12 protein-coding genes are annotated in these 12,775 nt (G+C 47.1%); 7 read left to right on the top strand and 5 right to left on the bottom strand.

Annotated elements, in window-relative coordinates:
* Positions 1-240: 240 nt before the first annotated feature.
* From ASG16_RS04300 to ASG16_RS04315, 3 genes are all read left to right on the top strand, one after another.
* Positions 241-1,428, top strand: a complete 1,188-nt coding sequence (locus ASG16_RS04300; RefSeq protein WP_056489298.1) for an amino acid deaminase/aldolase — start codon at positions 241-243, stop codon at positions 1,426-1,428.
* Positions 1,416-2,732, top strand: coding sequence for an FAD-linked oxidoreductase, L-gulonolactone oxidase family (locus ASG16_RS04305; protein ID WP_056489296.1), 1,317 nt, complete (start codon positions 1,416-1,418; stop codon positions 2,730-2,732). The genes ASG16_RS04300 and ASG16_RS04305 overlap by 13 nt, the downstream gene beginning before the upstream one ends.
* A 669-nt stretch (positions 2,733-3,401) precedes the next feature.
* The gene (locus ASG16_RS04315; RefSeq protein ID WP_056489294.1) at positions 3,402-3,842 is read left to right on the top strand and encodes a hypothetical protein; all 441 of its coding nucleotides are present in this window, start codon (positions 3,402-3,404) and stop codon (positions 3,840-3,842) included.
* An 89-nt stretch (positions 3,843-3,931) separates the two neighbouring features.
* Here ASG16_RS04315 and ASG16_RS04320 read toward each other — a convergent pair whose 3' ends face one another.
* The 5 genes from ASG16_RS04320 to ASG16_RS04340 form a co-directional block, all read right to left on the bottom strand.
* The gene (locus tag ASG16_RS04320; RefSeq protein ID WP_056489293.1) at positions 3,932-4,375 is read right to left on the bottom strand and encodes a hypothetical protein; all 444 of its coding nucleotides are present in this window, start codon (positions 4,373-4,375) and stop codon (positions 3,932-3,934) included.
* A gap of 113 nt (positions 4,376-4,488) precedes the next feature.
* Entirely contained in the window at positions 4,489-4,698 is a 210-nt protein-coding gene (locus tag ASG16_RS04325; RefSeq protein WP_056489291.1) for a helix-turn-helix domain-containing protein, read from the bottom strand.
* Positions 4,661-5,107, bottom strand: a complete 447-nt coding sequence (locus tag ASG16_RS04330; protein ID WP_157966761.1) for a sigma-70 family RNA polymerase sigma factor — start codon at positions 5,105-5,107, stop codon at positions 4,661-4,663. The genes ASG16_RS04325 and ASG16_RS04330 overlap by 38 nt, the downstream gene beginning before the upstream one ends.
* A gap of 490 nt (positions 5,108-5,597) precedes the next feature.
* The gene (locus ASG16_RS04335; protein WP_056489287.1) at positions 5,598-7,007 is read right to left on the bottom strand and encodes an amino acid permease; all 1,410 of its coding nucleotides are present in this window, start codon (positions 7,005-7,007) and stop codon (positions 5,598-5,600) included.
* Positions 7,008-7,079: 72 nt separating this feature from the next.
* Positions 7,080-7,844 carry a dimethylarginine dimethylaminohydrolase family protein gene (locus ASG16_RS04340; protein WP_056489285.1) on the bottom strand — a complete coding sequence of 255 codons (765 nt, stop codon included), beginning with the start codon at positions 7,842-7,844 and terminating at the stop codon, positions 7,080-7,082.
* Positions 7,845-8,196: 352 nt separating this feature from the next.
* Here ASG16_RS04340 and ASG16_RS04345 point away from each other — a divergent pair, with 352 nt between their 5' ends.
* The 4 genes from ASG16_RS04345 to ASG16_RS04360 all read left to right on the top strand — a co-directional run bounded on the left by ASG16_RS04345 (position 8,197) and on the right by ASG16_RS04360 (position 12,754).
* Positions 8,197-8,937 (top strand): IclR family transcriptional regulator, encoded by a 741-nt coding sequence (locus tag ASG16_RS04345; protein ID WP_056489283.1) that lies wholly within the window; start codon positions 8,197-8,199, stop codon positions 8,935-8,937.
* A 58-nt stretch (positions 8,938-8,995) separates the two neighbouring features.
* A complete protein-coding gene (locus ASG16_RS04350; RefSeq protein ID WP_056489281.1) occupies positions 8,996-10,633 on the top strand; it encodes a M20/M25/M40 family metallo-hydrolase in 1,638 nt (545 codons plus the stop codon).
* A 94-nt stretch (positions 10,634-10,727) separates the two neighbouring features.
* The gene (locus ASG16_RS04355) at positions 10,728-11,111 is read left to right on the top strand and encodes an OsmC family protein (RefSeq protein ID WP_056489279.1); all 384 of its coding nucleotides are present in this window, start codon (positions 10,728-10,730) and stop codon (positions 11,109-11,111) included.
* A complete protein-coding gene (locus ASG16_RS04360; RefSeq protein WP_056489277.1) occupies positions 11,108-12,754 on the top strand; it encodes a helix-turn-helix domain-containing protein in 1,647 nt (548 codons plus the stop codon). Before ASG16_RS04355 ends, ASG16_RS04360 begins: the two co-directional genes overlap by 4 nt.
* Positions 12,755-12,775: the final 21 nt, after the last annotated feature.

Here is a 12,775-nt window from a genome sequence, read left to right on the forward strand (position 1 = left end):
AACCGAAAACAGTCCATTTATTCGTCTTTTAAAGTTTATTTTATCGTAAACATGCCTTTACAATCTGTAAATACACCAAAACCCGAACATTTAAAAGCGAACATTCGTTATTTCTGTTCATGCCCCTCTTTTGTCAGGAAGGAATCAAACAGAAACAGATAGAATAGATAGAATTTTATGAAATATTAACAATTCTTTCTTTCATTCAAATCCGAGTTCAAAAAAGGATGAGGCCTGTTCATGCGGGATTATCGCTATTATCAGTCTGCCTTTACCGGTGTTCCCAAGCCGTTTGCTTTCGTCGACCTAGATCTGCTGGAGGAAAATGCGGAGCAAATCCGTTTGCAAAGCAATGGAAAACCCGTTCGAATCGCGAGCAAGTCGATCCGAAGCGTTGCCATTCTCAAACATGTATTGCAGTTGGACGATTGCTTTCGTGGTCTCATGTGCTATTCCGCTCCTGAGGTGCTTCACCTGTGCGAGGCAGGCTTCGATGACCTGCTGCTAGGCTATCCGCTCTGGGAAAAAAGCTGGCTTTTGTCCATCGCCTCTGAGATTAAGAACGGACGCTCCATTACTTTGATGATCGATTCTCTCCCTCATGTCGAACAGCTCGAACAAATCGCCCGGGAAACAGGAACCAGACTGCCGGTCTGCCTCGATATCGACATGTCGTCTGATGTGTTGGGGCTGCATTTCGGCGTCTGGCGCTCCCCTCTTCGCTCTCTCGAGGCGTCCCTCTCCCTTGCCAAGCGCGTTGCTTCCTCCGATCATCTCTACCTAGATGGTGTCATGGGGTACGAAGCTCAAATTGCTGGTGTTGGTGATCGATACCCTCGTCAATTCCTGAAAAACAGCATCATTCGTCTCCTCAAGCAATATTCCGTGAAAGAAGTGGCTGCTCGACGTGCTACACTGGTGCATGCCATTCACGAGCTAGGCATTTCTCCCCGCTTCGTAAACGGAGGAGGAACGGGCAGCTTGCACTTGACCGGGAAAGAAGACGCCGTTACAGAGGTTACAGCAGGCTCCGGATTTTTTTCGCCTGGGCTCTTTGACTACTTTCAAGATTTTTCCTATCATCCTGCTGCCGGATTTGCTCTGGAGATTATCCGCAAGCCCACAGAGCATATCTACACATGTGCCGGCGGAGGTTACATCGCCTCTGGTTCTGCTGGACGCGACAGACTCCCCAAGCCTTACTTGCCAGCGGGAGCAAAGCTGTTCCCCAACGAAGGAGCAGGTGAAGTACAGACACCGATCCACTATCAAGGCATGGAAACGCTGGAGCTGGGAGACCCGATCTTTTTTCGCCATGCCAAAGCAGGAGAGCTCTGCGAACGTTTTACCCGGCTGTATTGCATCTCTGGCGGGAAAATCATCGAGGAAGTGACCACCTATCGGGGGGATGGATTATGCTCACTGTAAAAAAGCATGCGAATCACTGGACCAATTGGACAGGAAATGTACAAAGCCAGCCAAAACAAGTCGCGATGCCAGGGTCCGTGGATGAGGTCGTGCAGCTTGTCCTTGCTTGCAAGAAGGCAGGTACACGGATACGAGTCGTCGGCTCCGGTCATTCCTTCACTCGTCTCGTCCAGACAGAAGACTGCTTGCTATCCTTGGATCATCTCCAAGGAATCGTCCGTGTAGACCCTGCCTCTGATACCGTTGAAGTCTGGGCAGGCACCAAGCTCAAGACACTCGGACATCTCCTGCATCAAGCGGGCTACTCTCAAGAAAACCTTGGAGACATTAACGCCCAGTCCATTGCAGGGGCCGTCAGCACAGGAACACATGGCACAGGCATTCATTTTGGCAGCATCTCCACGCAAGTCGTCGGGCTGACAGTCGTCACCGCATCCGGTGATGTTTTGGAAGTATCCGAGCAGGCCCGGCCTGAGCTGTTCAGAGCCTTGCAAGTCTCCCTTGGTCTCTTGGGCATCATCGTACGCGTCAAGCTGCGTGTCCTCCCAGCCTATCGCCTGCGCTACCAAAGCCGTCGCATGCAGCTAGAAGAGTGCCTGTCCTCTCTGGAGACGTTTAAAACCGAGCATCGTCATTTCGAATTTTTTATCTTCCCGTATTCGGACACAGTTCAGGTGAAATTCATGAACGAGACCAGCGATCCCCCCAGCGGCAATCAACGATGGAGCTATTTGAAAAAAATGGTGGTGGAAAATGGGCTGTTTTGGCTCTTGTCCGAGAGCTGCCGATTGCGCCCTTCTCTCACCAAAAGCGTCAGCAGGCTGTCCGCCCAAAGCGTTCCCTCTGTCCATGAGAGTGGCTACAGCCATCAGCTTTTTGCCACCCCTCGCCTTGTGCGTTTTTACGAAATGGAATACTGCATACCCGCTGAGCATATGGGCGATGCCATTCGGGAGCTGTATCAGGCGATTGAGCAGGAGCGCTTTGCCGTTCATTTTCCGCTGGAATGCCGGTACGTCAAAAAGGACGAAATCTGGCTCAGTCCCGCTTACGAAAGGGATAGTGCCTTCATTGCCGTCCACATGTACAAGGGCATGCCGTACGAAGCGTATTTTGCCCGGATGGAGGAGATTTTCGCCCGCTATGGCGGACGTCCACACTGGGGGAAAATGCACAGCATGACCGCCGAGCAGCTTCATCAGGTCTATCCGCGCTTGCCCGATTTCCTCGCCATTCGCTCCGAGCTCGACCCTGACGGCTTGTTCGTGAACCCGTATTTAGCCGAGCTGTTCGGAATATCCTGAAACACTGCCTACACATAAAAAATGCCCCGACCAGTCATAGAACAACACGGACAGCAAAAAAGATGTACTTGGTCGATTTTGCCGCCGCCATTAGGATTGTGTACAAGAACAATTGGATTAGCAGAAGCTAATAAACTTAAAGTTTCACCTCCGAGCCTAAGGTTGCTTTCCGATGTATTAGATGTGTCAGATGCTTATTTAGGTGCCTTTGGGAATTTACCTGAATTGACTTTAGGGGAACGTATTAAAAAGGCACGTTTATTTCATTGGTACACTAAAAGAGAATTTGCAAAGCCATTAGGAGTGTCTGAACGTACACTCTTCGACTGGGCACATAACCGCAAGATTCCACCCGCGAAATCTTTCAATGACGTTTCGAAGTTTTTGCAATACCCAGTTCAGTTTAATTTTACATTTGGAACGGCCTTAAACTTATTCCCTTTTCCACAGGCTTCTGTAAATACTGACCGAACTTGCCAGTCGTAAATACAGCACAGTTCTTCTATGCATAGCTCGGGTACTTCTGGTAATCAGCACCTGTTTTCATAAGAAGAATCTGCATCTGCACTTATTTTTTTACAATTTATGTAACAATCACACTTATTTTCTCGTCTTCATTGAGAGTATGTTAGTTTTTCAAATATCTATATAGGTAAGGAGAATACTATCTTGAAAAAAAAGATGCTTCTGCTATTCGTGGCTGTAGTTGTTGTGTTTGGAGTTTTTTATACCATGGATAAGATGACGTATACCTCTTTTCAAGAAATTGCAATTAATCAACTAAACCAAGGAGATGCCGTTAATATTGAAATCAAGCGATACTCTGATGATGCCCGAATATCCATAACTGATAAAAATGACACTGATAAAATATTGAAGGCTTTCGCAGGTATGGAACTTAAAAAAGTGAGCGATACAAAGCCAAGCGGAGCATACGCATTTAGAATATATGTAAATAACTTAGAAAAAGTCGGAATTGAAGTCCTTCAAGATAAAAACTACGTATGGATAACTCAAAATAATAAGGGAGAAGTCTATAAAATCATTAATGACTTTGATCCAATAAAAACAATTGAACATGAGAACCTAAATTGGAAATCACCTAATTAAATCGTAGACCCTCTAACATTATGAAGGCTTTGAATAAAAAAAGGGTGCCTCTAAGTCGGACAATCGACTTTTGAGACACCCCCTCCTTTTTAGTCGACCGGTATCCAACCGGAACCGTTATGAACTCGCAAGATGATACCTTTGCCTGTAATAAATCGAATAGTTTCACCATTTACATTATATTCAATAAACGGAAGTTCAATTTCCATTCGATTAATACGAGGGTTATCAACTAAATAGTCCTCCATGTACCCAAGTTCCCAGTAACCTGCCTTAACCATAGACTCTAGCGCATCTTTTGCACTAGGTGTGATACTTGCTACGATACCCGTAACACCTGCTACAACTCCCGCTGGAGTACTCGCGACAAATACTAGTCCTAAGACGGAAGCAACTGCCCCCAAAGCTGTCAACAATTTGGTATCACTTGGTTTAACAAGACCTTTATCGTACACTTCTCGTTGTGCACGTTCAATCTTTCGAAGCTGGTCTAAGTTGACAGTTAATTTAGCCGCATATTCTCTTGCTCTCATGTTTCATCTTCCTCCAAAATTTTATTCCAAGTAATTTCCCGCGCGGTTATTCACTTGGTACTAATTAAAGTGAATCAAAGATGAAAAATAACAACCGGAATTCAAAAAAATTACTATTTTCTTATCAATGAGCTATTTGTTGTGCTATAGGTTTTGACGGCTCTAATCATCCGAAATACTATCTCTTGACGTATGTCTTCACGTACACCTATATCTGTGAATTTCAAGGACTTCCGAATCTTTGGTTCAAATCTTTCTATGATCTCTACCATTGCACTCTCATCATTATTTTGCGCTCGCTTTAACAGTGTTAACAGGCTCATGTACTACGCCCCCCTCTAGCTGTTTTCTGAGCTTCAGTAACGCTCGTTTCTTTGTTTTAGATACGGTTTGCTGGCTAACACCTAACAGACTCGCCGCTTTCGCTTCTTTGAGATTCCTCAAGTATAGAAGTGTAAGCACCTCCTGTTCCTTTTCTGTGAGTGTTTGAACAGCATCCCATATTCGTTTGTCTGCTAATACATCTTTCCACTCAAAATTGTCCTCCCACTCACTTTTATCAGAGTCACTAACAAGACTGTCTATCACCCTTTCAATTTCGTCAGTAGGCTGGCATGCGTTGCTAGTCTTTTGATTACGTACAGCCAACTCGATAGCTGTAAAACGGATGAGCGAGGAGAGAAACTTAGTAAATCGAACTTCATCCCAGAATTCCTGAAATCTACTATCCAATTCATCGTTCCTCTGCCTATCCTCCGGCGAATTAAACACTCGTTGATATAGTTGTTGATTGTCTTCTTGAGCTAGAAATGCATCCAGCAACCTCTGATTAGCTACGTCTGTAAGTTTGATATCTAAATCTCTCCTCACCATTAGGATTATATGTTCGTATTTCAGGCAAAAAAAATAGACGTGCCATATTACACAGCACGTCCCGAACCACTCTATCTATTTTACCAAAAAGCCTATTTTTCCCACTTAATATTCCTATAGTGTAAACTTTTGTAAATGTATGTAATTTTGGATACTCATGCTTTACACTCGAACACTGCCTCTTTTCGGCGTTGGCTCAAAATATAAAACGAATGATTAAAGTCCTGCCAGCATAACCAGTTCACATATGCTAAGAATACAAAATGGGTTAGGGACAAAAATCCCTAACCCATTTTGTCAACAGCCACATTACCATGGCAGGGGCATTTTTCTATTGAACAAGAACGGCTTAGCCTTGCGTTGGGAGGTTCGGTTTATGCGCCTTTTTGCGTCCATAGCGCACATAATAGAAGGTATAGAACAGCACGAGGGCACCAATTCCGTAGAAGAGTCCAATTCGCTGTGTAGGGTCAAACGCCGGGAAGATAAGAATAAATGTGCAAAGAGCCAGACACAAAAGCGGCATCACCGGGTAAAACGGCGCTACGAACTGTAGATCCTCTATTTTTCCACCCTCGCGCAAGTATTGACGGCGGAAATTGAATTGGGAAAGAGCAATCCCCATCCACGTGAAGGTAACCGCAATACCCGATACAGACATGAGCAGCACGTATACCGTATCCGCTGCAACCACGCTGGTTAACAGAGACAGAAGCGAGAACGCCAGCGTCGCCAAAAGTGCATTCAAGGGCACTTTACGTTTGCTCAATTTCCCAAAAACAGGATGCGCCATATTGCTATGGGAAAGGGACCACAACAAGCGAGTGGCTGCGTACAAGCATGAGTTGCCGACAGACAACAGAGCCGTCAAGATAACGAAATTCATGATATCCGCTGCAAAAGGAATCCCCACAGCATCAAACACCGTCACAAACGGGCTCTCCAAGAGGCCCAGCTCACTCGATGGAAAGAGGGCGGACAAGATCGTGACCGACGCCACATAGAACACGAGAATACGAAACACAACGTTGCGAATCGCCCGCGGAATGGTCTTCTGCGGGTCTTCTGCTTCCCCGGCTGCAATTCCGATCAGTTCAGAGCCTTGATAAGAGAACACGACGTTCATCATCGTCACAAAAACGATCGCAATGCCAAACGGGAATAGTCCCCCATCTGCCGAAAAGTTGGAGAGAAACGGAGCGGGTCTTCCTTCCATACTGACAATACCGAATATAGCACCTAGTCCGACAATAATAAACATAAGGACAGCTAATACTTTAATTCCGGCAAACCAGTACTCCGTTTCCGCAAACCCTTTTGTCGTCAGCGCATTGAAGGTAAAGAGCAAAACGATAAAGAGCGCGCACCAAATCCAGATCGGCGTATCCGGGAACCACCGTTGCATGACCATGCCCGCGGCAGTGAACTCTACCCCGGCCGTTGTAGCTGACCCTAGCCAATACATCCATCCCAGTGTAAACCCGCTCGCCGGACCAATATACTTGCTGGCGTAGGCTTGGAAAGAGCCTGTTACTGGCATTTTTACAGAAAGCTCACCCAGGCACGTCATGACCAGATACAGCAAAACCCCGCCGACGATATAGGCGACAAGCGCTCCACCAGGTCCAGCCTGATTGATCGTGAAGCCCGCGTTGAGGAAGAGCCCTGTCCCGATCACGCCACCTAACGACAGCATAAACAAGTGGCGACTTTTCATGGAGCGTTGTAGCTGTGTATCTCTTTCATTCCCAGTGTTCATATGATTCCTCTCTTTCACCAGCTTTTTAAGAGGTCTATCAGAGGTCTATAAAAGAAGAGAGAACTGCCTGCGCTAGAAACGCAGGGACAGGCAGCTCAATCCTCCGTCTTGTTTACGGAATTCAGACATATCCAGCTCAATCACATGGTAGCCAGCGTCAGTGATTTGCTTTTTCGTACTCTCAAAGCCTTTTGGAATAATGACGTAGTCGTTGATATGGATGCAGTTCGCGGAGTACTCGACTTCTTTTTCCACGATCAGATGCTTGTATTGGCTAAACACTTCAGAATCGATGAACTCCCCAGCCAAAACCAGCAAGTCATTGCCAAGGTAGGCGATTCCTGTTTTCAGGTGGAAAAACTCTTTCAATGGAACAATGGTGACTTCATATCCGTATTTCGAGAGAATCTCGCGGAACTGGATGGCTCCTTCTTCATTCGTGCGTGTCGACAGACCGACATAGAAATGGTTGTCTACCTGCATGACGTCTCCACCATCGAGGAAGCCAGGGGCCTGAATATATTCAATCGTGTCATAAAAACGAGGAAGCACCAATTTCATATCCTCTATTTCACCATTGCGGCTTTCTGCACCGGGATTGGTGATGACGGCGCACTTTTCCGTGAGAACCGCTGTATCTTCCACAAACGTAGAATCCGGGAAACGCTCGTCTGCTTCCAGAACGGTTACTTCCAGACCTGTCTGCTTCAGCGCTTCTACATAAGCGGCATGCTGTTTGAGAGCAAGTTCAAAATCAGGTGTACCCAAATCAGAAGTCGTCAAACCATTTACATAACTCTTTCCCGGTTTTCTTACAATCGCACGTGAAAATTTCATGATGATAGATCTCCCTTCTGTTTTCGAATCTTGCTTTTGTCTAACAGTGGGCGACAAAGAAACGAGCATGTAAACGCTTCCTCATCTGCTGCTTTTGCTTGTTCATCGCCACCATGTTGCATTCATTCTCCTCTGAGCAATCACTCAGAAACATTCCGCATCGTGGAATCACTTCTGCAATACAAAATTACACTCTTAATGTAAAATAGTTTCAAATTTTTTGTCAACGAATTTTTATCTAGTCTAAATTATATTGATTCGGCTGAAAAATTCTGATAGATTGAGGTCATATTAAGCTGGCGTGACATTCAACGAGCAGTCACTATGCAACAAAGCCAGGAGGTAACCCACGTTGGTACAATCGATTGACCGGGCGATGAGCATCATCTCCGTCCTGGTATCAGATCCAAACAAGCAGCATTGGTCCATCTCGGAAATTGCTGAACAAACGAACCTACCGCTGAGTACGGTTCACCGTTTAATCAGCAGCCTCATCAAGCATGGACTCATCCTCCAGGTTCCTGAGAGCAAGCAGTACAAGGTCGGCTATACGTGGATGGAGATCGGGCTGCGCATCCTGGACAAGATGGATATGCGCGCTGTCGCCCGAACTGTCATGGAGCGATTGGCAGCAGATGTACGGGAAACAGTCTATCTGAACATTCCACAGGGCTCTCATGCTATCGTACTCGAACGAGTGGAAGGTCCCATGTCTGTCAGAAGCATGGATAATCTGGGCGAGCGTATTCCGCTACATATCGGTGCGGCAAACAAAACGATTCTCGCCAGCATGAATCCGACCGAAGCAGAGCAAATCGTGACCGGTTTAATCCCGGATACAGAAAAACAACGCGAGCTGTTAGATCGACTGCCAGAAATCAGACAAAACGGCTATGCAGTCAGCTACGGTGAGAAAACCGAGGGCACCGCATCCATTGCCGCTCCTATCTTCGGTGTCAACCAAAAGGTCGTGGGCGCTTTGAGTATCGGCGTTCCGAGCTATCGGATCAACGAGCAACTCCTGTCCTCACTCATTGAACAAGCCCAACAAAGTGCCAAGGAAATTTCCCACAAGATCGGTGCCTTGCCTTAATTTTTTTGCCCACTAACCGGAAACAGTTTTCACTATACGGAAAACGGAGGCGTTTTTTATGCAAAAATGGCAAACAAAAGAGCAACTCGTTGATCTCTTGTGCAATTTGGTAAGCATCCCAAGCATTACAGGATCATCAGCCGAGAAGGACTTGCCGGGCTACGTCGTCGATCAGTTGCGTACCCTGCCTTATTATCAAGCCAATCCCGATCATGTGCGTGCGAATCCGACTGAAGATGGGCGCCATTTTGTCACTGCGCTCGTTAAAAAGGAAGGCGTACGGGACACCGTCATTCTCGTCAGCCATTTTGATGTGGTCGACGTCGAGGATTACGGCGCCTGGATGAAGCATGCTTTTGATCCGAAGACCCTCACTCCTCTCTTCCTGCAAAACCAGGCGGATATGCCAGCAGACGTTCAACAGGATATCCGCACCGGCAACTGGCTGTTTGGCCGTGGCACCATGGATATGAAATGCGGACTGACGCTGCACATGTCGATGATTGAGCAAGCGATTGCTGGAGAGTTCGATGGCAACATTTTGCTTCTGACAGTCCCTGACGAAGAGGTGAATTCTGTCGGGATGCGGGCAGCAGTCCCAGCACTGTTGAAAATCGCCGAAGAGTTCGACCTAAGCTACACGACCGTGCTCAACTCTGAGCCGATGTTTACCCGCTACCCAGGGGATACGAATACGTACTTGTACACAGGCTCCATCGGAAAAGTTCTGCCGGGCTTCCTCTGTTACGGCAAAGAAACACATGTCGGCGAACCTTTTGCCGGGTTAAACGGCAATTATATGGCCTCTCAAATTACGTGTGAGCTCGAGCTGAACACATCCTTTTGCGAGGTCGTTGAGGGGGAAGCATCTCCTCCGCCGACGAACCTGATTCAAAAGGATTTGAAAAAAGAGTACTCTGTACAAATTCCGCACCGTGCAGTGACCCTGTTCAACCTGTTCCTGCTGGAAAAGCAGATGGAGGATGTCGTAGAGCCGCTGCTGGAATCGGCAAGAAATGTCGCAGAGCGTATGAAGCAAAACTACCTCAAGCATGCGAGCCAGTTTGCCAACTTTGCGCCGTTTAGTCCGCGTGATCTGTCCATTTCCGTCATGACTTACGAAGAACTGTACGCCTACGCGAAGAAAACGTACGGGGAAGAAAAACTGCGTCAACTGGAAGCAGATGTGATCGCCAACCGCGGCGACAAGGACGACCGCGACACCACGATCGAGCTGGTGGATCAATTAGCGATTCTGTGCAAAGAACTGTCGCCAATGATGATCTTGTTCTTCGCTCCGCCGTTTTACCCGGCAGTCAGCTCGCGTAATCATCCTCTGATTCAGCAAACGATGGAAGAGATGAAAGCATACGCGAGAGATCAGCACCAGGTCAATTTGGTCAAGCAAAACTACTTTGGCGGTATCTCGGATCTAAGCTACGTCGGACTCCAATATCCGGCGACATCCATGAAGCCATTGGTAGCGAACATGCCTTTGTGGGACAACGGCTACTCCATTCCGCTTCAGGAGCTCGAGGCTTTTGATGTACCTGTCATGAATCTCGGTCCAGTCGGACGTGACGCCCACCAGTGGACAGAACGTCTGGACGTCGACTATGCATTCGATACGTTAAAAGACATGCTGCCTCGTTGCATCCAGTCTCTCTTACAAAATGGGAAAGCATTGAAGGAATAGCAAAAGGGAAAAGGGTCCTGTACCGACAGATCACTGTCGCGCGGGAGCCTTTTTCCTTATAATGAAGAAAAACCATTTCAAGGGAGGGTTACGCATGGAATTTCAAGCGAAAGAAAATGGCTTTATCACTCAACTGTCCTACGGTGAGCTTCACGTATCTGGTGATGAACAGTATGGCTTTCGCCCTTACCAGCTCTTGGTCTCTTCCATCGCTGTTTGCAGTGGCGGTGTTTTGCGAAAAGTATTGGACAAGATGAGAATGCCGTGCACGGATATGAAAGTAACCGCAGATGTACAGCGAAATGAGGCAGAGGCAAATCGGGTTGAAAAAATTCACCTCCACTTCATCATTACGGGTGACAATATGAAAGAAGAAAAAGTACAAAAAGCCATTGAAGCCGCAAGCAAAAACTGCCCGATGGTCCAATCTGTCAAGGGAAGCATCGTCGTAACCGAATCCTTCGAATTGGTATCATGATAGGAAATACAGTGCTAACGCCAACTCCTTTGTTTCTGCTTCAATACATCCAGCAGGTCACCTTGTCACCGACAGAAGTATGGGCGTTTTCCGGTGGATCTACCCATGCCGTACTCATCGTGACAAAAGGATCGGGCCGGTTGCTGAACGAGTCGGATCAAGCCACTCTGCTAGATGAAAGTGTGCTGATTCTTTCGCGAGAATCTGCGAGGCAAGTAAGCGCTGATACAGAAGAGCCACTCCGTTTCCTCGTACTCTATTTTGATGCTCTGCAACAGCAAGACCAGGTCACCAACGCCTACAGCCCGAGTCTTTCCTGGCATCTTGACCACAGCTCCTGTTTATTTCACCAGGTCGATCACGGTACGGAGCTTGCCCTCACACTGTATGCCCATCGACAAGCCAGTGATCCGTTGGAAGCTTTTCAAAATCAAATTCGCTTTCAGCAATTGCTGCACCTGATTTGGAGTCATGCAGAACGGCAGGCTGCCGTAGAAACATCAAGCGTTGTCGATCAGACGATTGCTTACATTCATACGAATTATGCGGAGCCAATCACCTTAGATGATTTGGCGAATCGAGCTGGCCTTACCCCTCGGTATTACACCGAAGTCTTCAAGAAAAGGGTCGGAAAAAGCCCGATCGAATATTTGACGAGCTGCCGGATGGAGCATGCCAAGACGCTTCTGCGCGAATCGAATAAACGTTTGCGCGAGGTAGCACGCCTGGTCGGGTATGCCGATGAGTTTTACTTCAGCAGACGTTTTAAACAGCAGGTAGGCATGTCGCCGACTGTCTTTGTCCGCATGAATCAGAAGCAAATGGCACCCGTCACCTTCCACTATGCCGAGTATTTATTGGCACTCGGAATCAGACCGATTGGCGCTCCGGAAGAGCAGGTCACTTATTTACGCGAACAATTGCGGATGAAAGAGGCAGATGAGATTGTCAGCCTGCCTGAGAACACACCAGACTTGATCGAATCCTTGCAACCGACGTTTATTTTGACCGAATCGACAAGGGATTGCGCTGCTTTCTCCAAGATTGCACCGACAATTGCTTTTCCGTGGATGGGGCATGATGTGTTTGGTCATTTGAACATGCTGGCCGATGTGCTTGGCATGAAAGATCGGGCACGCTTGTGGCTCAAGCAGCATGAACAGAAGGTTTTGAAGGCCAAGCGATACATCGATGCTCATATTCTGAAGGAAGAAACATTCTTGATCCTCAATGTGCGTCCACAGAGCCTATTGGCATACGGCGCCAGAAATATCGGGCATGTGCTGTACAAATCCTTGAAGCTGACGCCACCCAAACTAATTCAAGAAGAGCTGACACGCAACCCCAATTTCTGGGCGACCACAATCACTGAGGATCAATTAAGCCAGTACGCAGCAGATTGGCTGTTCGTTCATATTTTTGATGATGATCTCTCACGGGCACACTTCAAAGAGTTGATGAAACAGGATGTATGGCAACGAATTCCTGCTGTACAAAAAGGGCAAGTGGTCATTCTTGATCCGATTTGGTTCTCGTATGATCCCCTCTCCCTCGACATCCAGTTGGAAGAGGCCGTCCAAATTTTGACCCATACAAACACCGCCACATTGTCCAAAGAAAAACAGAATATTCTCCATGGATGAAAAGAGTGTGTTCAGGGTAAG

The sequence above is a fragment of the Brevibacillus sp. Leaf182 genome, from assembly GCF_001423865.2.
Taxonomy (GTDB): Bacteria; Bacillota; Bacilli; order Brevibacillales; family Brevibacillaceae; genus Brevibacillus; species Brevibacillus brevis_C.

Bases quoted from the DNA above. Each gene is read 5' to 3' on its own strand.
- ASG16_RS04320 (WP_056489293.1), bottom strand. From the start codon at position 4,375: ATGAGAGCAAGAGAATATGCGGCTAAATTAACTGTCAACTTAGACCAG.
- ASG16_RS04350 (WP_056489281.1), top strand. From the start codon at position 8,996: ATGCAAAAATGGCAAACAAAAGAGCAACTCGTTGATCTCTTGTGCAAT.
- ASG16_RS04340 (WP_056489285.1), bottom strand. From the start codon at position 7,844: ATGAAATTTTCACGTGCGATTGTAAGAAAACCGGGAAAGAGTTATGTA.
- ASG16_RS04335 (WP_056489287.1), bottom strand. From the start codon at position 7,007: ATGAACACTGGGAATGAAAGAGATACACAGCTACAACGCTCCATGAAA.
- ASG16_RS04300 (WP_056489298.1), top strand. From the start codon at position 241: ATGCGGGATTATCGCTATTATCAGTCTGCCTTTACCGGTGTTCCCAAG.
- ASG16_RS04305 (WP_056489296.1), top strand. From the start codon at position 1,416: ATGCTCACTGTAAAAAAGCATGCGAATCACTGGACCAATTGGACAGGA.
- ASG16_RS04360 (WP_056489277.1), top strand. From the start codon at position 11,108: ATGATAGGAAATACAGTGCTAACGCCAACTCCTTTGTTTCTGCTTCAA.
- ASG16_RS04325 (WP_056489291.1), bottom strand. From the start codon at position 4,698: ATGAGCCTGTTAACACTGTTAAAGCGAGCGCAAAATAATGATGAGAGT.
- ASG16_RS04355 (WP_056489279.1), top strand. From the start codon at position 10,728: ATGGAATTTCAAGCGAAAGAAAATGGCTTTATCACTCAACTGTCCTAC.